This is a genomic window from Tenacibaculum soleae, assembly GCF_001693415.1.
GTDB lineage: Bacteria > Bacteroidota > Bacteroidia > Flavobacteriales > Flavobacteriaceae > Polaribacter > Polaribacter soleae.
The window spans coordinates 1,218,592-1,243,151 of sequence record NZ_MAKX01000001.1 but is presented as its reverse complement, the minus strand read 5'-3'; the positions used below and the strand labels follow the sequence as shown (position 1 = coordinate 1,243,151).

Below are 24,560 nucleotides of genomic sequence, written 5' to 3'. Positions count from 1 at the left end.
AAGCTTCCCAAAACCATCACTAAGTCACATTCGTTCCTTATCTCAAGTCTTTGCTTGTTTCATTTCGTTAAGTTTGTTAAGGTACTTTACCTAAGTCCTTTAGATCTTGTAAATAATCCTCTATTGCCAATTTAAATTCCTTTTTCAACCCCTCTTCTGTTTCAGATTCATAGGTTACTAAATCAGATATACCTATTAATTTCCCGAAATAAACCTTGTCTAAACTATTATACTCATTACTCCCTCTGTACCCATTATATTCTAAAATTTCTTTCATAATTTTTACAATTTAAACTCTCATAAAAGCATCAGCTTTAATTTCTTGCTCTAATCTCGAAATTTTATATTTATTAGCGTAATCCCTCCAACTAGAAACTATTTTTATAATATCGTTAATTATAATATTAGCTTCATCTTTAGTTACTCTAAAATAAGGAGCTACTTGAGTAGCTAGATTAAGATCAAGCGAATTGTCGTCTTCAGAAATATTTAATTTTAGTCCAACTCCTGTTTCTACAGGATTTATATCATAAGCTGGAGACAATTCCCAACCTTTTTCTGTTAATAAAAAACCATGATTTCTTAAATGATCATCTGTATTTGATACACAAATGCTAAAAACAATTCTTCTCCATAATTGTTTTAAATCACTTTCTGGGTTTGCTCCGTTTTTTGTAATAAAATCTACCAACTCTAAATAACTAACTCCAGAAGAAGCATCTACACCATCCGTATACCCTAATAATGTCATAGCGGATGCAAAGTGAATTCTTTTTCCTTCTACTGTTCTATCAAAACGTTTCGTTAAAAATGTATGTTGGTTACTGCTAAATTTTTGAGCTTTTGAAACTGCCATATCAATACCAGATTGAATTGCCAATTCATACGTTACCATTTCCCATGCTCCGATATCATCTCCATCATTTTTACTAGGAAATTTGGCTATCCATAAATTGCCTTCGTTATCTAAAACACTTGCTTTAGGTCTTGCACCTCCTAAAGAAGAACCTGGAGAAACCAACATTTGTAACCATTTTAAATAATCTGGATCATCTAAGCTATCATCTTCTTCTAAACGTAAACTTATTTGTTCCAATTGTCTTATCGATGTCCATGGTGGACTTGCTAATTTTTCATCATCATTTAAAAAAGAGCCTTCTTTATCCAATTTAAAACGTAAAGCCCCCATTCTATGACCGTCAAAAACACCCAATAAAAAATCAGTTTCAAATAATTTATTTGCCTTTCTTTCTTCTTTCCTAGCGAGCGCAGCCTCTCTTCTTTTCATTAGCACTCTACCCCAACGATCTGGAGAAGAATCTAAAAATAAACCAAAATTAGATTTATCGTCATTCAAATATTGTATGCCTTCAAACAAACCCAAATCTGGATCTAATTGATAGGCATAATCAGATTGTAACCATACATTATTATATGCAAAAGAGAATATCTCCTTTCCCCTTAATAACTCCGAATATAATTCTCCAATTAATACTGGCTCACTTAAAGTTAACCAATCAGCATATATATAAATAGTTCTTTTCATTTTTATTTTCTTTTCGGAGCACGTTCTTTAGTTCTTAAACCAATATCTTGGAGTTTTCTACCCAACACATCATCTTTACCTACCTGTAAAATATCTTTTTCTAAACCTAACACATTTAGTACTTTGATATAAATACCTATACTTACAGAACTTTTTCCTTTTTCTACTGAATAAAGAGTTTTTCTACTAACTCCAGATCTTTCTGATACTTGTTCAGTACTTAACTTTCTTCTTAAACGAGCTAATTTTATTTGCTCTCCCATTTCTTCTAATAAACGTTCTAATTTCGGTAATATGATCGATATCTTCTTAGTCATAACATGTAATTTAATACACAAATATAGTTATTTCGAGTAATTTATTACCCGTTAAGTATTTAAAATTTTTCAAACACAGATTTAACAGCATCAATTTTAGCACTATTATCTACTTGATGATACATATTAAAACTTTTAATATCTTTATGTCCAGTAATACTCATTATCGTTTTATCAGGAATTCCTTTATTCCTCATTATAGTTACAAAAGTTCTTCTAGCAGTATGAGTAGAAATACGTTCATAAAACTTTTTAACAAATAATTTCTGTTCTACTCCTTTAGTTCTAGTATATTCTACTTCATGAGTGAAACCAGCTTCTTTTAAAATAACTTTTATATAATCATTTTCTTTCTGATTAGTCCTAAGAGGAAGGATATAATCATACTTTTCTAATATTGCTTTAGAAATAGACATCAAAGGTATCTCTCTAGTAGGTTTTCCACTATCTTTTTCCTCTTTTAACAAAATACAATCATTATTATTAATTATTCTTTTATTTACCCTTTTCAACTCTCCATACCTCATTCCTGTTAAACATTGAAAAATAAAAGTATCTCTAATCTCAACTAAATGTTTTTCTATAAAATTAAAATTATATAACTCTTTAATATTCTCTAAGCTTAAAACTTCTTCTCTTGTTAAAACTCGGTTGGGTTTATTAAAATCAGTAAACTTTCTATTGTATGTATATTCCTTTTTCAAACACCAAAATAAAAATGTTTTAATTAAGCCGATGTTTCTATTAAAAGTGTTTGTATAATGATCTTTGTATTCATAGCAAAAATCTGTTAGTTCAGTATAGAATGTATTATTGATTTTACTAAATGTTAGTTTATATTTTTTTACTTTTTCAAACTCTAATAGTAAGTTCTTAATGTTATTATATCTTTTAATTGTTGACTTTTTCCATTCTTTACGTTTTATCTTCTCTTCCATAAATTTATCATAGACTTCAAAAAAAGATGTTTTACTTGTCGTTACATTTCCAAAAACTTTATTAAAATGGTTCTTTAAAAGCTCGCTAGTAAATTCTAACTCGCTTAATTCGCATTTTGCGTTATAGCTATTAAACTCAGCAGAATATTTATTGATAATACTCGAAATACGTTTTTGGTCAATAGCAATGTTTTTTCCTTTATTTTTTGGTTTTGTATTTTCAAAATCCCAATGATCTGGAAGTATAGATTCTCTTACTGAGTATTTGAATTGCTTTTTCTCATTTTTAAAGTAGCAAGAAAATATAATTAATGTCTCTTTTACATCTTTTGGTTTTCTTAAACAAAATGTGTGTTTCATAATTTTTATTTTAAAATAATACGCGTTGATAGAAACGTTGATAATTTTGTTATATCTTATTAGTATAAAAGTTATTAACAAGACATGAAAAAAGCCATCAAACCCCTATATATGAACAACATATAAAGATTTACTGACAAATAAAAATTAAGCTAAAGTATATTCGGCGTCTCCACAAAAAAAAAAGCAACCTATTCTGGTTGCTTTTTTTATATCTATTTTTAAACAAAAAAATAAATTTAAATAGTCTCTCCTAATTCTTTTAGCTTAGAAGTATTTTCTGCTAACATTAATTCATCAATAATTTTTTGAATATCACCATTTACAATGTTAGATAAATCGTATAATGTTAAACCAATTCTATGATCTGTTACACGACCTTGCGGATAGTTATAGGTTCTAATTTTTGCAGAACGATCTCCTGAAGTTACCATAGTACCTCTTCTTGCTGCATCTTCGGCTTGCTTTTTTGCTAATTCCAAATCGTATAAACGAGAACGTAATACTTTAAAGGCTTTTTCTTTATTTTTATGCTGTGATTTTTGATCTTGACATTGCGCTACTAATCCTGTTGGAATATGTGTTAAACGCACCGCAGAATAAGTAGTATTTACTGACTGACCTCCTGGACCTGAAGAACAGAAAAAATCAATACGCACATCTTTAGGGTTTATTTCTACATCAAATTCTTCTGCTTCTGGAAAAACCATACAAGTTGCTGCCGATGTGTGCACACGACCTTGTGTTTCGGTTTGTGGTACACGCTGTACACGGTGTACGCCTGCTTCAAATTTTAGGGTTCCATACACATCATCACCCGAAACTTCAAATTGGATCTCTTTGAATCCACCATTGGTTCCTTCAGAATAATCTACTGTAGAAACTTTCCACCCTCTACCTTCACAATATTTTGTGTACATTCTAAATAAATCTCCTGCAAATAAACTAGCTTCATCTCCTCCAGTACCTGCACGTAGCTCAACTACTGCATTTTTTCCATCTTCTGGATCTTTCGGAATCAACAAAAACTTAATTTCTTCTTCCAATATAGGAATACGAACTTTAGCTTCGTCCATTTCCATTTTTGCCATTTCTACCATTTCGGCATCACTTCCATCAGCTAAAATTTCTTTAGCCTCTTCAATAGCATCTGTTAGACTTTTGTATTCATCTCCTCTCTTTACAACCTTACCTAAATCTTTGTATTCTTTACTTAATTTAACGTAACGTTTTTGATCCATTATAACGTCTGGTTGGATTATTAAATCCGATACCTCATCATAACGTTGTTTTATAATTCTTAATTTGTCTAACATCTTCTTGCTTTTCTAGTTTGCGAATTTACGTTTTTTATCTAAAATATTTTTAAAATTTGTTTAAGTAAATTTGTTTTTATTCTATTTAACTACAATGAAAACTAAAATTTTATTTCCTCTAATATTAATTCTTTTTGTTGTGTTAAAATATAAAATGAAGATTCTTGTATCAACATTGTTAATAATTACCATTTTGATAGCTTGTTTTACTATCATTTTGTCGATAATTAAACATCCTTTAAACAAAAATACTTTATTGTTTAGTTATTATTAAAACTATGATTTCTTATTTATATTCGGAAAAATACACTTAATAGAAGTATCATCATCATTAAAAATCCTACCTCACAGCATCAAAAAACAAAACATTTTTTTCTTTATAAAATCACACCTAAAATTATATAATTTCACGGCATTCTCCACTGTAAAAACCTATTAATCAACTAGATTAAAAATTAACACTGTTCAAGCAAGCTATTTAAACGCAACTGAGTTGCATTAGCTTAAATAGTTTCATACTTTTGACAAAAAATACTTAAAAATCATAATTATTTTTTAATGAAGAGTAATCGTCTAAAAAATAGCATTACCTGTTTACTTCTCGTTATTTTCATTTCTATGAAAATGGCAGGACTTCACACGCTATCTCATATCGATGACACCTCTCCTTCATTAGGTTGTACGACTTGTGATTATATCATTTCACACAACCTAACTCCCACACTTTTACTTAACATTATAGATTACACATTTGAAGCAATTAAATATAGTCTTCAAATAAAGAAATCAGGAAACTATAATTTTCTTATCTCAAATACTATTGCCGCTAATCAATTATTTTCTCGTCCTCCTCCTTTTGTAATAATAAGAGTTTCTTGCTAACACCTAACTTCATTGTAAAATTTATACAGTTTTATTAAAAGACAAATAACACTAAATACAGTTAAGAGAGAATTTCGCTTATCTATTTTTGTACACACACAAAATAAAAATTGTTATGAAAAGGAAAACCTTTTTACTTTATAATGAAGAACGTGAAATGCTTAATTTAACAGAAGAAACAAGTAATTTTTTAATCAGAAATCAAGAAATATTATCTATAAGTAAAAAATGGATCGGCTTGTTTACTAAAAAAAGATGATGATGAAGCTTTTTGGCTTTTACCTGAAGCTAAATACTTATGGGATAAGTCTGATAGATTACTAAATAAATATACTCTACCTGAAAAAAAAATGGCGTATTAAAAGAAATGCAAGAACAAGGAGTCATTAAAAAAATAAAATTATAACAACAGAAGTTCTAAATATTAAAAACTTAATGAAGGTTGTAAAACTAATACTATTCTGTCTAGTAAATAATTACGTGTATTCTCAAAATAAGAGTATTACAGGAATAGTTACAGATGACAAAGAAATCCCTCTTACCGGAGCTCATATACAAATACTAAAATTAAACAAAGGAACCATCACCAATAAAAATGGTGCTTTCTATTTTAATAAATTATCCGAAACAAATTACACACTAGAAATTTCTTTTATAGGTTTTGAAACTAGCTATATAAAAGTGAATACCTCTAAAGAAAACAAGATTAAGATTGGATTAATACCTGAGAAAAACCAACTTAACGAAATAGCCATTACAAGTAAATCAAAAACTCAACAAAAAAGAGAAAGTACTGCTAATGTATCAATAGTAAAGATGAAAAAATTTCGCGAAAGGAATACAAATACTAGTGATATTGTTAAACAAATTCCTGGAGTAAATATTAGGCAAACAGGTGGTTTTGGTAGTAATGCAAAAATTTATGTGAACGGAATGACTGGTAAATCTATACCCTTTTTTATAGATGGAATTCCACTATCTTATTTCGGATCAGGTTTAGGATTAAATGCATTACCAGCAAGTTTAATAGACCAAATAGAAGTTTATAAAGGCGTTGTTCCTGTTAACTTAGGAGCTGATGCTCTTGGTGGTGGTGTAAGTATTATTACTCGAAAATCATATTCCGATTACCTCGATGCCTCTTACTCAGCTGGCTCATTTAATAGTCATAAAGTAAATCTAAATGGTCAATTCGTAAACACCAACAAAAATTGGATATTTGGAGTGCATTCATTTTACAATCATTCTGACAATGATTATAAAGTAAATGTTGAAATTCCTGATGAATTTGGAAATCCAAAACCTGCAACTGTTAAACGTTTTCATGATAATTTTTCTAATTATTTACTAAACTTTTACACTGGTGTTTATGATAAAAATTATGCTGACCGCCTCATTTTTAACATCCGTTATTCGGGACTAAAAGATGATATTCAACATAATGCAATTATGGCGCAGCCTTACGGAGAAGTTACTTATGACGAAGCTACTATAGGTACATCTTTAGAATATGAAAAAAAAGAAATTCTAAATAATACTGATATCAAATGGTATACTGCTTATAACAATACTAAAAGTAATTTTATAGATACTTCTTTAAATATCTATACTTGGGATGGTAAAGTTTTTGGTCAACGAACAGATGGAGGTGAAATTTCTACTTCGCGAAATAATTTAAAGTTCACATCGCAAAACTTCCTAAACAGAATTAATATAAAATACAGTCCATGGCTAAAAGGTAATTTTACCTTAAATATATTTTCAGCTTGGTCTAAAAGAATAGGAAAAGACCCTATTGCTGCCGAGTTTTATGGAGAAGACTTTTTTGCAAACCCTACCCGTCTTTTAAAAAATGCTACTGGTTTGGCATATGAGCATAATTTTTCAAGAAATTTCACAACCTACACAGGTGTAAAGCATTTTTGGATGAATGCTAATGGCTATGCAATTCAGAATCTAAAATATATTCCGAACGAACAAAAAGCTACAAATTTCGGATTTCTGCAATCTCTTAGATACCGATTCTCTAAGAAATTTCTGGTAAAATCTTCTTACGAATATGCTACTAGGCTTCCTGATGAAATAGAACTTTTTGGTAATTTCACATTAGTAAAACCGAACCCTTTTTTAAAACCAGAGCAAAGCCATAATTTAAATGTAGGTTTTCAGTTAAACTCAAAAAAAATTAATTGGGATACCAATCTTTTTTACCGAAATACAAATAACGTTATTTGGCTACGTACTTCTAAGTTTTATGCACAATATAAAAATTTACTAAAATCACGTACTCTAGGTATAGATACAGAAATACGCTATCGCCCATTCAAAACTCTTGATATAAAAGCAAACGCGACTTACCAAGATTTAAGAAATCGTTCTTCTAAAAGTACTACAGGAGCAGTAAACAATCGTTATTTCAACGCAAGGCTTCCTAATACTCCATATTTATTTGGAAATGGAGAGATTCGATATCATAGAAAGAAATTTCTAAGTACAAAAAATAATATTTCATTTTGGTGGTCTGCTAACTACGTTAATGAATTTTACCTTTATTGGGCAGTAGACGGAAATAAAGATTTTAAAAATATAATTCCTTCTCAATTTACTCAAAACTTAGGGGTAACTATTTCACACCCTTCTAATCATTGGGCGGTTACCTCAGAAATCACTAATATTTTCGACAAAAAAGTATTCGACAATTTTAGTGCACAACGTCCAGGAAGGGCATTTAGCATAACACTCAGAACCTTTATTAAATAAATTACCCCTTAAACTCGAAAAAAACGAGAGATTAAACACAGTAGAAAAAATGAAAAAACAATTTTTTAAGAAAATCACAGCACTATTATTTTACATCGCTTTAACTATAACATTAATAGGATGTAGTGATGATACTCCTACTAAAAAAGGTGACCCGAATCCTATTACTTTAAACTTTGGTATTACTACCGTAAGTGGTGCATGGCCTAATCAAACCTCATATATACAAGGTGTTGAAGATTTAAATTTTTCGACCATAGGAAATGAGAAGGCTTTAGAATTAAATGGAAATTCAGGTACTGTTTCTTACAACAAAGCATTATACGCTTCACCTTTTGGGGCTCCTGCAGCTTTAGTTAAATATTCATTTAACGAAAATTGAGATACTATTGAAGAAGAACGAATTGTAGTTCCTGGTGCTAATACTTTTTCTACAGTTTATTTTGAAAGTGAAAGTGTTGCTTACGCATCTGTTGCTGGTGGTATTTCAAAACTTATTATTTTTAACCCTACCACAATGCGTATTACAGGAGAAGTTCCTTTAACTTCAATTACCAAAAGATTTCCTGAAGCTACTCGTACTTACTATTTAGATATGATGGCACGAGACAGTAAATTATTTATGGGCTTGCATTACGAAAACAATTTTGCTCCTTTAAACGACTCTGCTTATGTTGCTGTAATTGATTTAAACCAAAAAGTAGTAGAAAAAATTATAGCAGATAAGAGAACAGGGATGGTTTTTGGTGGACAAGCAGCTAATACTGGAATGATTAAAGCTAGTAATGGCGATATTTACGTACAAGGTTTAGGAACTAAACTAAGTGGAGGTAACAGCCCTAGTGGTCTCTTAAAAATAAGTAACGGACAAACTTCTTTTGACCCAAACTATTTTATGGATATGCAAAATGCTACAGGAAATGTTTGCTACGGAATTTATCAAACACCTAATGGTAGAAGCTTTACCGCAAAGGTTGAAGACGAAACTGATTTTTATGAATTTAAAACTGGTGAGCCACAGTTTAAATATTTTGAGTTAGACCTAGAAAATAAATCAAGTTTAGGTGCTGTACCAGGGCTTCCAACAACTTACGGTTCTCGTAGAATGATAATTCTTCCTTACAAGGATAATAAATTACTATTTACAACAGCTACCAATGATGAAAATGCTGTATTTAGTTTTGATACTACCTCGAATACTTCTAGTAAATTATTTACTTCTACTGGAGGTTATATCTCAGGTATAGAAGATTTAAAAAAATAACCATTTAACCACATGCTAGAAGCTAAAAATCTCACAAAAAGATACGGTGATTTCACCGCACTAGACTCATTAAATTTAAAAATAGAAGCAGGCGAAATTTTTTGCCTGCTTGGGGCAAATGGTGCTGGAAAATCAACAACTATAAACTTATTTTTAAATTTTATTGACCCTTCTTCTGGAAATGCTTTTGTTAATGGTTTTGATGTTGAAAAGCACCCACAAAAAACAAAACAATGGCTATCTTATATCCCAGAAAATCTTCAATTGTATCAAGATATGACAGGACTTGAAAATCTTCACTTTTTTTGTGGTCTTCAAGGTGGAAATCAAAAGAAAGATGAATTAGCTTTTTTACTTTCACAATCAGGGCTGCAAGAAGATTTCATCTTAAAAAGAGTAAGTAGCTACTCTAAAGGAATGCGACAAAAGGTAGGTATTGCTTTAGCAAGAGCAAAAGGAGCTAAAATTTTACTTTTAGATGAACCTACATCTGGATTAGATCCTAAGGCAAGTAATGAATTTTCACAACTTTTACTAGAGATGAAAGAACAAAAAGTCGCCATTTTAATGGCGACTCACGATCTTTTTCGCGCCAAAGATACAGGTACTCACATAGGAATCATGAAAGAAGGTCTCTTAGTTGATTTAATGAAATCTGATCAAGTCTCTTTTCAAGATTTAGAGAAAAAATACTTAAAACATATGCACACTTAATATAAAGTGGTAATAAAAAAACATTAAGACCAAACCAGGCTGTGTATTTAACAGATATCTATAAAAATTTAAATAGATGAAAAATCAAATCTTTTTAATTGCTAAAAAGGAGCTTACGAGTGTAATTAGGCAAAATTCCTTAAAAATTTTATTTACCATAATTATAGTTCTTTTGGGTTTTGCTGTATATGGAGGCCACATTGCTTATAAACATCAAACTGCAATGGTAGAAACCGCCCAAAAAGAAAGAAGAACTGAATGGCTAGATCAAGGACACAAACATCCCCACATTGCTGCACACTACGGTACTTTTGTTTTTAAACAAAAAACACCTCTTAGCCTTTTTGATTTTGGTTTAGACACCTATACTGGAACTTCTGTTTATTTAGAAGCGCACTATCCTCATGAGTTTATGTTTAGACCTGCACAAGGTTACGGGAATATGATTCGTTTTGGTGAACTAAGTGCAGCCTTGGTGCTTCAATTATTATTACCACTTCTTATTATATTTATAACATTTCAAACTTTTACTAAAGAAAGAAAAACAGGAACCTTTAAACTCTTAATTAGTCAAGGCACTTCAATAAGGTCTATTTATATAGGTAAAGTCTTAGCTTACTTTGTAATTATTTTAGTAATAATGGTTCCTTTTTTCATAGGCTTATATACCGTAGGTTTATATGAAACAAATAGTTCAGTAATGGATGATATCGGGTTTCGTACCCTACTTCTTTTTCTTCTTTACATTGGTTATTTATGGATTTTTACAAATTTTTCGGTATGGATTTCTCTTAAAGCTTCTAGCTCTAGAAGTGCCCTTTTAACTCTTTTAATATTTTGGGTCGTAACAGGAATTATTATCCCAAAAACCTCAGCAAATTTGGGAGAAACGCTACACCCTTTACCTTCTATGAAAATATACAAAGAAGGCATACAACATGATATTGCAAATGGAATGGCAATAAATGAATCTAAAGAAGAAAGGTTAGCCAGACTAAAAGAAAATTATTTACAAGAATATAATGTTGATTCCATTCATAAACTCCCCTTAAATTTTAGTGGAATAGAAATGCAAGAGGGTGAAGAATATGCTAATAAAGTATACGATTTTCATGAAAAAAAACTTCATGAAAAGTTTGAACTTCAAAATAAAACAGAAAGTTTAATGAGTTTTATAGCTCCTTATATAGCAATTAGAAACCTTTCGATGGCCATCTCTGCAACTGACTGGCATAGTTTTAATGATTTTCAAAGAAAAACAAAAAATTACCGCCGACATTTAATACGAACAATGAATTATGATACGGCAAAAAACTCACGCTATGCTGAGTTTTATGAATACAAAGCTGGAAGAAACTTGTGGGAAACAATCTCAGATTTCAAATACCAAGCACTTATTGTAACTGAAACATTAAAGTATTACAAGATAGAACTAGCTTCATTAGCTCTTTGGTTTTTAGCAATACTCTTTCTAACACCTTCTACTTTTAAAAGCAAAATGATATGAAGTTAATTTTACTATTATGGCAACGTGAAGGTATTTCTATTATTAGAAACATCTTTCAAATGATTCTATTAATCTCGATTGTTCTTTTAGGTATCTACGCCATATATTATGGGAACTCTATAATAACAAAGCAGCAAGAAACAATCGAAAACGTTCAAAGTATTCAAAAAAATGAATTTGAAAACTATAAAAAAAGTTTTACTAACGAACACACATCCATTAAAGAAAAACAACTATTTAATATAGCTTCCGACCCTGCTTATGCATGGTATAGACATGAATATCATGCTGTTTTAAATCCTCATAATTTAGCGCACATGTCGTTAGGGCAAAGAGATATAGAGCCTTATTACCGTAAACTAACAGCTGCGAGCCTGTATTATCAATTATTTGAAAATGAATTAGCCAATCCTCTTAAACTATACATAGGAAATTTTGACCTTTCTTTTGTACTTATCTACTTATTCCCCTTGCTTATAATCGTTTTTACTTACGGATTGTATGCTGAAGAAAAAGAAAACGGAATGCTTCCCTTACTAAAATTACAAACCGTAGGATTAAGAAAAATATTATTAATTAGAATTTCTTTTTACTACGTATTAATTGCAGGCATAGCATTTCTCTTATCTTCTATTGGTTTTTTAATAGCTACGAATGTAAAAATCTTAACCATTGCTCTATGGATAACCGCTATTTTATGCTACTTCAGTTTTTGGTTTACCTTAATGTTCTTTTTAGTTAGTCTTAAAAAAAACTCTTCTCTAACGGCTATTTCTGCTGCTGGGTTATGGCTTTTATTTCTAATTGTTTTACCTGCTGTAATAAATGTATATGCCAATATCGCGTACCCAATAGATAATATGTCACTTGCAGATATTACCCGAAGAAAAAGTCTTGAAAACGAAGAAGACATAAACGAAGCCAAGTCTGTAATTCGTGAATACCTACACTATCGTGATGATTTAAAGGGAGCCAAAGCTTTAATTGATACAAATACAATGTCTAAAGCTTATGCAGCTTTTACCGCCCTAAACGACAACCATCACAAAAAGAAAGTTGTTGATTATTTTAACCAAATTCAGTTACGTCAAAAATGGATTTCATTATTTCAATGGGCAAATCCTGCAGTAAATACTCAAAACATTTTAAATAAAATTACAGAAACGGATGCTGCAATTTTTCAAGACTTTCATCTGTCAATTACGAATTTCCATAAAGAGATTACTCACTTTTATTTTGACAGACTCTTTTTAAATAAACAAATAACAAATAACGATTATAAAAATCTCCCTAAATTTAATCTGAACACAAACAACTCATCTAAAATTAAAAACATTAGAAGCAGTTTAATAGAAATTATAAGTATCTCTTTTTTTCTTTTTGGTTTATCATTCATTTTTTTCAATAAAACTATTTTCATTAAGGCCTTTAAAAAATAGACTCCTAAAATATTTTTCAATGAAATTTACAATGCTAAAACCTAAAAAAAAGCCAGACTTTCTGAGTAAAAACCTTTGAAAACTTATGCTAAAACTTTCTACTCCTAGTATTTTAGGAATGATGGTTACTTTTATTGACAAGCTTGATAATAGGAATTTTCAATATTATTTTTTTATTTCTTTTTTGTCGTCTATTATTATATTTATGAATCACATAAATTTTAAAATTAACCAATAAAAAACCTAAACAATAAAGATATTGCTTAGGTTTAAGTAATTTAATACTATTAAAATATACGTTTAGGTACTTTTTTTAATACTCAAAAGTTCCGAATTCACTATTTATAGTTAATTTCTTAGTTTCAGAAGCTGCTACTCTACCCACAATTTGAGCATTTACATTATAGCTTTTAGAAATTGCTATAATATCTTCAGCTACTTCTGGAGACACATAAAGCTCCATTCTATGCCCACAGTTAAATACTTGATACATTTCTTTCCAATCTGTTTTAGACTGCTCTTGTATCAACTTAAATAAAGGAGGTATTGGAAACATATTATCTTTTACAATATGTAATTCATCAACAAAATGCAAAATTTTAGTTTGTGCTCCACCTGAACAATGAATCATTCCATGTACATCATCTGAAGAAAATTTCGATAAAATTTCTTTAATAATTGGAGCGTAGGTTCTTGTAGGAGATAATACTAATTTACCAGCATCAATTGGAGAATTTTCAACTTCGTCAGTCAATTTTGTATTTCCTGAATACACTAAATCCGCAGGAACGGCAGCATCAAAACTTTCTGGATATTTAGAAGCTAAATAATTATCAAAAACATCATGACGTGCAGATGTTAATCCGTTAGATCCCATTCCTCCATTATACTCTGTTTCATATGTTGCTTGTCCAAAAGATTCTAAACCAACAATTACGTCGCCTGCTTTTATATTAGCGTTATCAATTACATCGCTACGTTTCATACGAGCAGTTACAGTAGAATCTACAATAATTGTACGCACTAAATCTCCAACATCAGCAGTTTCACCTCCTGTTGAATGAATTGTTACTCCAAAACCTTTAAGATCTTCAATTAACTCTTCTGTACCGTTAATTATTGCTGATAAAACTTCACCCGGAATTTTACTTTTATTACGCCCAATGGTAGACGATAGCATAATATTATCAGTTGCTCCTACACATAATAAATCATCAATATTCATTATTAATGCATCTTGTGCAATGCCTTTCCAAACAGAAATATCTCCTGTTTCTTTCCAATACATATAGGCTAATGATGATTTTGTTCCCGCACCATCTGCATGCATAATTAAACAATAATCATTATCATTGGTTAAATAATCTGGAACAATTTTACAAAAAGCTTTAGGAAACAAGCCCTTGTCAATATTTTTAATTGCATTGTGTACATCTTCTTTAGATGCTGATACTCCGCGTTGTGCGTAGCGCTTAGATACTTCGTTACTCATGTGTTGTGTTGTTGTTAGTGCAAATTTAGTTTATCTAAGTTTTAAATCAATAAAAAAGCGAACGTTTTTTATCGTTCGCTTTTTTAACTGTTTTATAATCTTTGTCACTCTTTATCTAACGTTGTTGCTTTTAAAAATAAATTTATTTGACCTACACCTCCTGACAAAGTAGTTTTTAGAATGTTTTTTTTGAAAAATATTATCGTTTAACCTTATTAATCTACAAATTTCAGCTCAATATCCATCACCAAAAACGAATGCTAATTATCTTGTAAACAATAATTCTCTATATTTTGTTAATGGCCACAGGTTATCATCAACCAGTAATTCTAGCTTATCACAATGGTAACGGATTTCATTAAAATAAGGAATTACCTTATTGCAATAAATATCAGCATTTTCTTGCCCGCTTAACTTATTTGCTTTTTTTCTCTCCTCAGTCATTGCTTTAGTTTTAGAGTTTATCCCTGCAATATGATTCGATATTTTTTTTATCAAATCAATTTGTTCTTCTGCATATTGCTCAAAACCTTTTCCAAATATTTCTTTTATGCCTTTAACATTCTCAATCAATGTATTTTGATACTGAATAGCTGTAGGAATTATATGGTTTCTAGCAATATCTGCCAAAACCCTTCCTTCAATCTGAATTCTCTTAGAATATTCTTCTAACTCAATTTCATGACGCGCTTCTACCTCTACCTTGTTCATTACATTCATTTCTTCAAAAAGTGTAATTGCTTTTTTAGAGATTTTAGCTTTTAAGGCTTCCGGAGTAGTCTTATAGTTACTTAATTTTCGTTTAGTAGCTTCTTTTTCCCAAGCGTCACCATACCCATCACCTTCAAATCTAATTTTTTTAGATGCTTTTATATACTCTCTTAACACATTAAAAACTGCTTCGTCTTTTTTTAAGTTTTTAACATCAATTAATTCATCTACTTCATTTTTAAACTCTTTTAACTGCTTTGCTATAACTGTATTTAAAACCGTCATTGGCCCAGCACAATTAGACCAAGAACCTACAGCACGTAACTCAAATTTATTTCCTGTAAATGCGAAGGGCGATGTTCGATTTCTATCAGTATTATCTAATAGTATTTCAGGAATTTTACCTACTATATTTAACTTTAAATCTGTTTTTTCCTTTGGAGATAACTTTCCCTTGGTTACATTTTCTAACTCATCTAAAACAGCTGACAATTGCGACCCTATAAAAACCGATATAATTGCTGGCGGTGCTTCATTAGCTCCTAAACGATGATCGTTACTAGCACTAGCCATTGATGCTCTTATCAATTCTTCATAATCATGTACTGCTTTAATTGTGTTTACAAAAAATGTTAAGAATTGTAAATTCTTCATTGGTGTTTTTCCTGGGCTTAATAAATTTACTCCCGTATTAGTTACTAAAGACCAATTATTATGTTTACCTGAACCGTTAATTCCTGCAAATGGTTTTTCATGAAACAATACTTTAAATTGATGACGTTGTGATACTTTTTCCATCACATCCATTAACAAAGAGTTATGATCTACCGCTAAATTAGCTTCTTCAAAAACAGGTGCTAATTCAAACTGATTTGGAGCTACTTCATTATGACGTGTTTTTACAGGAACCCCCAACAACATACATTCCTGCTCTAAATCACGCATAAAACTCATCACTCTATCTGGTATCGATCCAAAATAATGATCATCTAACTGTTGTCCTTTTGCTGGTGAATGCCCTAATAAAGTTCTACCTGTCATCATTAAATCTGGTCTTGCAGCTGCCAAAGCTGTATCTATTAAAAAGTATTCCTGTTCCCAACCTAAGGTTGCATTTACTTTAGAAACATTTTTATCAAAATATTTACAAACAGCAGTTGCAGTAGTATCCACAGCTTGTAATGCTCTTAACAATGGCGCTTTATTATCTAAAGACTCCCCTGTATATGCAACAAAAACCGTTGGTATACATAAAGTAGTACCATATATAAATGCTGGCGATGTTGGATCCCAAGCTGTATAACCACGAGCCTCAAAGGTATTTCTAATTCCTCCATGCGGAAAACTAGAGGCATCTGGTTCTTGTTGTACTAATTGACTACCATCAAAACGTTCCATTGCTCCTCCACCTTCAATTGTTTCAAAAAAAGCGTCGTGTTTTTCAGCTGTTGCTCCTGTTAATGGTTGAAACCAATGTGTATAATGAGTGGCTTCTTTTGATAAAGCCCAATCTTTCATGCTTACAGCAATTTGATCTGCTATTTTTCTATCAATCTTATTCCCAAACTCAATTGCATCCATCACACTTTGATAAGCATCTTTTGTCATATACTGACGCATAGCTTGTTGGTTAAAAACATTTTTTCCAAACAACTCAGATCTACGTCCTTTTTCTTCTATAAGAACAGGTTTTCTATCTAAAGTTTGTTTTAAAGCGCTAAATCTTAAAGTAGTCATTACATTAAAGGTATAAAATTCACCTCAAAAATACATAAAAAACAAAATACCCCTAAAAAAACAGGGGTTAAATTAAATAAAACTTAATTTTTAAATTTTAAACCCCTAAAATTTTAATATTAAATATAAAATACTCACTTTTGTAGTGGATTTAACAAAACACAAATTACCACAGTATCATGGCTAAAATTAAATTAGAGTACATTTGGTTAGACGGTTACCAACCGACACAAAACCTAAGAAGTAAAACAAAAGTTGAAGAACATGAAAATTTTCAAGGAACTTTAGCTGAACTTAAAAACTGGTCTTTCGACGGATCTTCAACAAAACAAGCTTCAGGAGGCTCTTCTGACTGCATATTAAAGCCTGTTGCAATTCACCCAGATCCTACTCGTATTAATGGATACTTAGTAATGACTGAGGTTATGAATTCTGACGGAACTCCGCATGAATCTAACGCACGTGCTACTATTAACGATAATGACAATGATTTCTGGTTTGGTTTTGAACAAGAGTATTTTATCATGGATAAAAAGACACAACTTCCTTTAGGATTTCCTGTTGGTGGTTACCCAGGACCACAAGGAATGTACTACTGCTCAGTAGGTGGAAGAAATACACATGGTAGAGATTTTGTTGAAAAACATGCTGACCTATGTATTGATGCTGGCTTAAACTTTGAGGGAATTAACCAAGAAGTTGCTTCTGGACAATGGGAATTTCAATTATTTGCCAAGGGCGCAAAAAAAGCTGGAGATGAAATTTGGATTGCTAGATATTTATTAGATAGATTAACTGAGCAATACGGTTATTATATTGAGTACCACCCTAAACCTGTAAAAGGTGACTGGAATGGCTCAGGAATGCATGCTAATTTTTCTAACACTACTTTAAGAACTTGTGGATCTAAAGAAACTTACATGAAAATTTGTGAAGCTTTTAGACCTGTTACAAAAGAACATATCGATATTTACGGAGCACATAACGACCAACGTTTAACTGGTTTACACGAAACCGCTTCTATTACTGATTTTAGCTACGGTATATCTGATAGAGGAGCCTCTATTCGTATCCCTATTTTAACTGTAGAAAGCGGATGGAAAGGTTATTTAGAAGACAGAAGACCAGCTTCAAACGGAGATCCATATAAAATTGCTTCAAGAATTATACAAACCGTAAAACCAGTTTGCGAAAATTTATAATATTTCCAAAACAACACACACTAACACAACAACAAAAAAGCCTTTAAATTAATTTAAAGGCTTTTTTATTTTTAAACTTAGTATTTATTTTAATGTTAAAAACACAAAAACAAAATAAGAAGTCAATAATATAATTCCGTCCTTCCAATTTAAACGCAACTTCTTCGGGAAAAACACTAACGGTAATACTGCAAATGAAATTGCCAACATCCAATAAATATCGTTAGTGACCAAACTTAATGCATCAGCATTTAACTTTACTGGTGTAATAATTGCTGTAACTCCTAAAACTGCTAAAATATTAAACACATTCGAACCTATCAGATTCCCTAAAGAAATTGCTTTTTCTTTTTTCATTACCGCAATTATAGAAGCCGCCAACTCTGGCACGCTTGTTCCCACCGAAACAACCGTAACCCCAATAATAGCATCACTTACCCCCATTTTTTTTGCCAAATTTACCGAACCGTTTATTAACAATTCTGACCCCGCCCATAAACCAAAACCACCAATAACGAAAAACATCGCAATTTTATACAAAGGCAACTCCTCATCATCCTCAGGCATTTCATCTACGACAGCTTGTTTTTGAAAACGCAGTAAATAAATTAAAAACACCACCAATAAAGTAAACATTATACCCCCTTCATACTGCTGAATCGTATTATCAAAAGCTATAAAAAAATACAACAACAGAGAAGCAATCATCATTACTGGCCAATCAGTTTTATAAAAACTTTTCTCCACTTCTATTGTTGACAGGATTACAGTAATACCTAGTACCAAACCTATATTTGCAATGTTGGACCCTATTACATTACCTACCGCCAAACCAGTAGCATTATTTAAGGCAGACTTTATACTCACAATTAATTCAGGTGCAGAGGTTGCAAAAGAAACCACCGTCATACCTATTACAATTTTAGGAATATTTAATTTTAAAGACAAACCTACCGCCGCCTTTAACAACCAATTACCACCCAGAACTAGCAATAACAACCCTACTACAATATATATTATATTCATTTATTTATTTTTTTACGAAGATAAAACTTTGACATGAAAATACACCAATCATAAAAACATCAAAAAGCACCTTTTGAAAACTATTATCATTTCAAAAAAAAATTAAAAAAATAATCAAATAACCAAAAATCATCTTAAAAAAAACCTTTTCCACTTTAATAAAACAAAACAACTAAAAAAACTCCTTTATTTAATTACAAATTAAAACATAAAAACCATTTTCAAACTACATAAAATAACAATAACTAAGAAACATATGTTACAATATAAAACACAAAAGACTTTTTTAACTTAAAACTTAAACATAAATAGAATAATTCATATTCATTTTTTTGGAAACAAGATCACCTTTAGTATATATTGATAAAACAATTCCGGAATCAACTAATATTAACTATTAAAAACCAAAAAAAACGAATGATTGCTATCATATTAAAATTAATTATTATTGCCATAAAAATTGCAACTATAATTACATCACTATATTAATCAATTTTTAAAATCACACTATATTATGCTAACATTTATCGGAGTATTACTAATTATTACAGGGTTAATTACCATTGTATTAAACTCAATTATTAAAAACAGTAAAATCTTAAACTGGTTTACCCTACAAAGGAGTATTCAATTTACAGTTCTTGGAGCCATTATGAGTATTATAACAGGAATGTTTTTTTATGCTGATGCAGGTACAGCTTACGCAGTACAATACGTTTCTGGTGGCGACAAAATGATTACTACACAAGGTTTAAAACTTAAGTGGTGGGGGCGAATTATTCCCCTATCTTATGAAACATCTATAAAAGACATTATTGTTGACGACGAAAGCCAATTACCAAAAAGCGACAGAGGAATCTACAATAGAAAAGCGCAAAAATGGGAATTTAGCGATGCTATTAAAGCAGAAATAAGCACCTCAGTAATTGTTGGAGTAAATATTAACGACGAGGAAGTATTTTTAAATATGGCCGACAGAAATAGAAGCGAATCTAAGTTAATTTACGGAAGAGTTTTACCTAACATTGATGCAGCTATAAAAAACACTTGTAAATTGATGGATGCTCAAGATTATATTTCAGGACAGGCATCAGACTTTGACAGATATTTTAGAGATCAATTAGAAAATGGGATGTATCAGGTAGAACAATATTATGAATCTGAAAACATCAATGAAATTGTAGGAGACACTACTACTATTAGAAAAATAAAAGTTGGTAAATCTAGTAAACAAAAAAAGTTTAGAATAAAAAGAGACACCAACGGAAACATTATTAGAGATAATTCAAACACTTTAAAACAATATGGATTAAAAATTTACCAAGCACAAGTAACAGGTATTGACTGGGAAGCTTCTTTTGACGAACGTTTAGATTTACAAAAAAATGAAGTTGCACAAACTCAGTTAGAAAAACAACAAGCTGAACGCGAATACTACAGAGCAAAGAAAGAAGTTGCTAAAGGAGAATCTGAAAAAGCAAAAGAAAGAGCTCGATTAGAGAAAATTCAAATTCAACAAACAATAGAAGCAGAAACCGAAGCCAAAGTAGCTGGGTTCAACTTAATAAAAGAGAAAAAACAATTTGAAGTAGAACAGTTTAAAGCAAAAAGTAAAAAAGTTGCTGCAGATGCTCAGTATTACGAAAATGCTAAATTAGTAAGCGCTGGTTTAACTCCTCAAGAAAAAGCCGAATGGGAATATAAAACAGCCGTTGGTGTTGCAGGGCAAATAAAAGATTTACAGCTACCATCTACTTATATTGAAGGCGGTAAAAGCGGAAACGACGGAAACCTATTACAATCATTAATTGGTGCCGACCTTGCTAAAAAAATGATGGAGAATAAAAAGTAACCTTATAATACTACAATAAGCGGAGTGGCAATTTTACCCTCCGCTTTATATGGCAAATTATTTTTCAGTATTTTTGATATAACAGATTCATCTTATAATGAAAAAACAACTATTTAAAATACTCGCTAAACTAAACAAAGCACTACTACCTTCTTTCACAAAAAAGGAGTTAGATATATCTAAAGCTTCAAAACTTCAATTAGCAATTATTGGATGGCGCGCTTTTGTTACTACAAATTCATTGGATTAAAACCTTATAATTATGAAAGAACACATAAAAATATATACAGGAACTACCATCTTAACAAACAGACTTGCTTTTTTACTTGACCAAGCTAAAATAGCCACTTTAATAAAAGATAGTAAAGAATCTGGAAGATTAGCAGGATTCGGCACAACAGAAGCTTCTTGCGAATTATTCATCTATAAGTCTGATTTTGAAGACGCTCAAAAAATTGTCACTAACTTTAAACAAGAGGTTGGTGAATAATTAAAAAATAAAATTAAAAAAAGTGTTTATTTATTTTATTTAATTAAAAAACATTCCTATATTTGCACCCGCAAAACGGCCTCGTGGCGCAACTGAATAGCGCACTTGATTACGGCTCAAGAGGTTACAGGTTTGAATCCTGTCGAGGTCACAAAAACCACATATTTATTTATGTGGTTTTTCTTTTTTTAAAATACATCATATAAAAAAACCTCGAAGTAATAACTACTTCGAGGTTTTTTTATCAAACGATAAAATCTATAAAACCTTAATTACTTGTTTTAACATTAACTCCCCCTTCAACAATATAAAAATATGAACGCCTGTTTTCTTGATGTTCCTCTTCAGTACATTTATCCTGATTTGTATCATTACACTTGTTTAACAACTGACTTTCCCCATACCCTAAAGCACTTTTTATACGAGTTGAAGAGATACCTCTAGATATTATATAATTCCTTGTAGAAACAGCTCTACTTGTAGACAATCTTCTGTTATAACCTTTTGTTCCTCTACTATCTGTATGCGATTCAATTTTAATGATCATACTTGGATTATTCTTCATCACAGATACAATATGCTCTAATTCATATTCTGAATCTTCTCTAATATTTGACAGACCAAAATCAAAATAAATAGGTTTAATAACTATCTGATCTTCAAAAACCAAAGGCTCTAGCTGTAAATCAACATTAACTATTGCTTTATCAACATCTAAAGTTTGTGTTTCTTTAAGCACTCTTCTGTAATCATCTTTAGATGCTGTTACCGTAAACTTTCTTTCACAATCTATTGTTTTAAACAAGTAACTTCCATTTTCTTTCGTTATTTGTTCAGACACAAGATTACCTTCATCATCTACCAAAACCACCTTTACGTTTGACATTGGCTGACCTGTAATAGAATTTTTTATAACTCCTTCAATATTTTGCTTACAATCATAAATCAAAAAACTATAAATATCATCATCCCCTTTCCCTTTTTTTCTATTAGATGAGAAAAAGCCCTTACTTTTTTCTTTATTAACTACAAAAGAAAAATCGTCTTTTGGACCATTTATTGGAGTACCTAAATTTACAGGATTTGTGAATTCATTATCTTTAATTTTTGATTCAAAAACATCTAATGCCCCTAAACCAATATGGCCATCTGAAGCAAAGTAAAATGTATTATCTGCCCCAACAAAAGGGAACATCTCTCTACTTTCTGTATTTATTTTCCAGCCTAAATTTACTGGAGAACCATAATTATTACTTTCTAGTATTGCTACTTTATAAATATCTGTTTCACCAAAACCCCCAGGCATGTCAGACACGAAATAAAGCGTTTTTTCATCAAGACTCAGTGCTGGATGACCACAAGAATAATCATCTGTATTAAATGGCAATTCTTTTACATCTATCCATTTATCATTATCTCTTGTTGCTTTGTATATCTTTAAATGAACGGCACTATCCTCACCTTTCTTTACTTTTTTTCCATCAAAATTATCTCTGGTAAAATATATTGTATTACCATCATTTGTAATTACAATATTAGACTCATGATAAGGTGTATTTAACTCTATTAATTTTTCCGTAACTGAAAGATCAACCACTCCATCACTATTTAACTCTTTTAAACCTGAACGATAAATATTCAAAAACGGCTGCTTATTCCATGCGTATATTTTATTATCCCTTTTTATTTTTGTTGGCCTTGTCGATGCAAAATATAATTCATCTTTATACAAAAAGCCTCCAAAATCTGAATACTTTGTATTTGTTGAAACATTATAAATATTTATATAGGTTTCTTTTTTATTTGTATACTTAGCAAAATAATCTTCATTTTTTTCTAAAGCAACAGCTCTACTATCTGTTTCTTTTAAAGTTTTTAATTTCTGAAGCCACCTATCAGATTCAGCTACTTTCCCATTACTTTTAAGTACTTGTGCATATCTAAAAAAATGTTGAGGAGTTTCTTCTTTTTCAAAAATTCGTAATAATTTCTCATACCAACTTTCTGCTTTTTTAAACTCAGCGTTATAATAGTATGAATCTGCCAATTTACTCAACACTATTTGTGAAGAATCTCCTTTATTATATATAGACTCAAACAATTCTGCCGACTTTTTATAAGAAAACTCTTCAAAAAATTTATTTGCAGCTGATATACGCTGACCGTAAGCAACAACATTTGATAATATTAATAAAAATAGTATTATTTTTTTCATAAGTTTTTTTTTTAGAATCTAACTTTTTTATTTAAAAATACACAACATTAATTAACCACTTTTTATTTTCTAAAAAGACTTTAACATGAATGCAAAAATATAATTTATAAATTTTATACCCTTCTTAATTAACTTAAAAGTCTAAATCTCTTTTGAGTTTTAATAAAAATACAAAACAAAACACGGAAATACAAGAACTTAAAAAAAAAAGCTTTAAATTTATAATAAAAAGGCCTTAAACATATGCTCAAGGCCCTTTAACCAAACTTAGTATAAAAACTAACTACTACTATTTTTTGCCATTTTTATTATAAACTTCTCTTTTCAAAATATTATCCTATACCTAGGAATACAAAAGGGGGCATTCTACTTAGAAAAAGTTATTATAAGGTAACAACTGAGGGGAACTTATATGACATTTTAAATATTACTACCTTATTCACATTTATTTAGACACTCTCTTTTTTAAATAGTCACATTAAAAAACAAAAAAAACTCAAAAAAAGTTTTTTGAGTTTTTAATATAAATATTTTCTTAGCACTATTCTATGATCTGGTATTGATTTATCATAATCTTTTATTAACATTTCCAATATCTCTGGAGCTTTTACTCCTATTTCTATTTCCGCCTTATATTTTGAAACATATAAGTTATAAGTGTCCTTATTTTTTTCAAAAATTAAAAAATGTTGCTCGTTTAATACTGAAAAACATATTTCATTTTCTGAAAAAGTTGCTGATTTATCTTTTATAAAATCAGAAAACTCGTAATATCTAAAAATATTTTCCATA

At 30.4% G+C, this 24,560-nt stretch carries 22 protein-coding genes and 1 tRNA gene; 13 read left to right on the top strand and 10 right to left on the bottom strand.

Annotated elements, in window-relative coordinates:
• Positions 1–76: 76 nt before the first annotated feature.
• From BA195_RS05780 to prfA, 5 genes are all read right to left on the bottom strand, one after another.
• Positions 77–277 (bottom strand): hypothetical protein, encoded by a 201-nt coding sequence (locus BA195_RS05780; RefSeq protein WP_068703328.1) that lies wholly within the window; start codon positions 275–277, stop codon positions 77–79.
• Positions 278–289: 12 nt separating this feature from the next.
• Positions 290–1,546: a type II toxin-antitoxin system HipA family toxin gene (locus BA195_RS05775; protein WP_068703326.1), complete on the bottom strand. Its 1,257-nt coding sequence runs from the start codon at positions 1,544–1,546 to the stop codon at positions 290–292.
• Positions 1,547–1,548: 2 nt separating this feature from the next.
• Entirely contained in the window at positions 1,549–1,863 is a 315-nt protein-coding gene (locus BA195_RS05770; RefSeq protein ID WP_068703324.1) for a helix-turn-helix transcriptional regulator, read from the bottom strand.
• Between the two features lie 59 nt (positions 1,864–1,922).
• A complete protein-coding gene (locus tag BA195_RS05765; RefSeq protein WP_068703322.1) occupies positions 1,923–3,161 on the bottom strand; it encodes a tyrosine-type recombinase/integrase in 1,239 nt (412 codons plus the stop codon).
• A 239-nt stretch (positions 3,162–3,400) separates the two neighbouring features.
• On the bottom strand, positions 3,401–4,477 hold the full coding sequence (prfA, locus tag BA195_RS05760; RefSeq protein ID WP_068703320.1) for a peptide chain release factor 1: 1,077 nt from the start codon (positions 4,475–4,477) through the stop codon (positions 3,401–3,403).
• A gap of 624 nt (positions 4,478–5,101) precedes the next feature.
• Here prfA and BA195_RS14245 point away from each other — a divergent pair.
• The 8 genes from BA195_RS14245 (at position 5,102) to BA195_RS05735 (ending at position 13,043) form a co-directional block, all read left to right on the top strand.
• A complete protein-coding gene (locus tag BA195_RS14245; RefSeq protein ID WP_141677653.1) occupies positions 5,102–5,359 on the top strand; it encodes a hypothetical protein in 258 nt (85 codons plus the stop codon).
• A 115-nt stretch (positions 5,360–5,474) separates the two neighbouring features.
• A complete protein-coding gene (locus BA195_RS14350) occupies positions 5,475–5,618 on the top strand; it encodes a hypothetical protein (RefSeq protein WP_176714953.1) in 144 nt (47 codons plus the stop codon).
• Between the two features lie 176 nt (positions 5,619–5,794).
• Positions 5,795–8,119 (top strand): TonB-dependent receptor, encoded by a 2,325-nt coding sequence (locus BA195_RS05755; protein WP_068703318.1) that lies wholly within the window; start codon positions 5,795–5,797, stop codon positions 8,117–8,119.
• Positions 8,120–8,168: 49 nt separating this feature from the next.
• The gene (locus BA195_RS14510) at positions 8,169–8,501 is read left to right on the top strand and encodes a hypothetical protein (protein WP_218059521.1); all 333 of its coding nucleotides are present in this window, start codon (positions 8,169–8,171) and stop codon (positions 8,499–8,501) included.
• 135 nt (positions 8,502–8,636) lie between these two features.
• Complete coding sequence (locus BA195_RS14505) at positions 8,637–9,383, top strand: DUF4374 domain-containing protein (RefSeq protein WP_218059520.1); 747 nt, start codon at positions 8,637–8,639, stop codon at positions 9,381–9,383.
• 12 nt (positions 9,384–9,395) lie between these two features.
• Positions 9,396–10,097 (top strand): ABC transporter ATP-binding protein, encoded by a 702-nt coding sequence (locus BA195_RS05745; RefSeq protein ID WP_068703316.1) that lies wholly within the window; start codon positions 9,396–9,398, stop codon positions 10,095–10,097.
• A 76-nt stretch (positions 10,098–10,173) separates the two neighbouring features.
• The gene (locus BA195_RS05740; RefSeq protein WP_068703314.1) at positions 10,174–11,604 is read left to right on the top strand and encodes a DUF3526 domain-containing protein; all 1,431 of its coding nucleotides are present in this window, start codon (positions 10,174–10,176) and stop codon (positions 11,602–11,604) included.
• A complete protein-coding gene (locus BA195_RS05735; protein WP_068703312.1) occupies positions 11,601–13,043 on the top strand; it encodes a DUF3526 domain-containing protein in 1,443 nt (480 codons plus the stop codon). The genes BA195_RS05740 and BA195_RS05735 overlap by 4 nt, the downstream gene beginning before the upstream one ends.
• A gap of 313 nt (positions 13,044–13,356) precedes the next feature.
• Here BA195_RS05735 and BA195_RS05730 read toward each other — a convergent pair whose 3' ends face one another.
• Positions 13,357–14,535, bottom strand: coding sequence for an AIR synthase related protein (locus BA195_RS05730; protein WP_068703310.1), 1,179 nt, complete (start codon positions 14,533–14,535; stop codon positions 13,357–13,359).
• Positions 14,536–14,799: 264 nt separating this feature from the next.
• Positions 14,800–16,983 carry a glutamine synthetase III family protein gene (locus BA195_RS05725; protein WP_068703308.1) on the bottom strand — a complete coding sequence of 728 codons (2,184 nt, stop codon included), beginning with the start codon at positions 16,981–16,983 and terminating at the stop codon, positions 14,800–14,802.
• A 179-nt stretch (positions 16,984–17,162) separates the two neighbouring features.
• Here BA195_RS05725 and BA195_RS05720 point away from each other — a divergent pair, with 179 nt between their 5' ends.
• On the top strand, positions 17,163–18,185 hold the full coding sequence (locus tag BA195_RS05720; RefSeq protein WP_068703306.1) for a glutamine synthetase beta-grasp domain-containing protein: 1,023 nt from the start codon (positions 17,163–17,165) through the stop codon (positions 18,183–18,185).
• An 84-nt stretch (positions 18,186–18,269) separates the two neighbouring features.
• On the opposite strand, the gene BA195_RS05715 is transcribed toward BA195_RS05720, so the two are convergent.
• Positions 18,270–19,211 (bottom strand): calcium/sodium antiporter, encoded by a 942-nt coding sequence (locus tag BA195_RS05715; protein WP_068703304.1) that lies wholly within the window; start codon positions 19,209–19,211, stop codon positions 18,270–18,272.
• A 514-nt stretch (positions 19,212–19,725) separates the two neighbouring features.
• Between BA195_RS05715 and BA195_RS05710 the strand changes: the two genes are divergently transcribed.
• The 4 genes from BA195_RS05710 (at position 19,726) to BA195_RS05695 (ending at position 21,704) form a co-directional block, all read left to right on the top strand.
• Positions 19,726–21,063 (top strand): SPFH domain-containing protein, encoded by a 1,338-nt coding sequence (locus tag BA195_RS05710; RefSeq protein WP_068703303.1) that lies wholly within the window; start codon positions 19,726–19,728, stop codon positions 21,061–21,063.
• 97 nt (positions 21,064–21,160) lie between these two features.
• Positions 21,161–21,313, top strand: coding sequence for an SsrA-binding protein (locus BA195_RS05705; RefSeq protein ID WP_068703301.1), 153 nt, complete (start codon positions 21,161–21,163; stop codon positions 21,311–21,313).
• A 12-nt stretch (positions 21,314–21,325) separates the two neighbouring features.
• Positions 21,326–21,553, top strand: a complete 228-nt coding sequence (locus BA195_RS05700; protein WP_084443079.1) for a putative signal transducing protein — start codon at positions 21,326–21,328, stop codon at positions 21,551–21,553.
• 77 nt (positions 21,554–21,630) lie between these two features.
• Positions 21,631–21,704, top strand: a tRNA-Arg gene (locus BA195_RS05695).
• A gap of 117 nt (positions 21,705–21,821) precedes the next feature.
• Here the strand turns inward: BA195_RS05695 and BA195_RS05690 are convergent.
• Positions 21,822–23,768 (bottom strand): OmpA family protein, encoded by a 1,947-nt coding sequence (locus tag BA195_RS05690; RefSeq protein ID WP_068703297.1) that lies wholly within the window; start codon positions 23,766–23,768, stop codon positions 21,822–21,824.
• Between the two features lie 518 nt (positions 23,769–24,286).
• Positions 24,287–24,559 (bottom strand): hypothetical protein, encoded by a 273-nt coding sequence (locus BA195_RS05685; RefSeq protein WP_068703295.1) that lies wholly within the window; start codon positions 24,557–24,559, stop codon positions 24,287–24,289.
• Position 24,560: the final 1 nt, after the last annotated feature.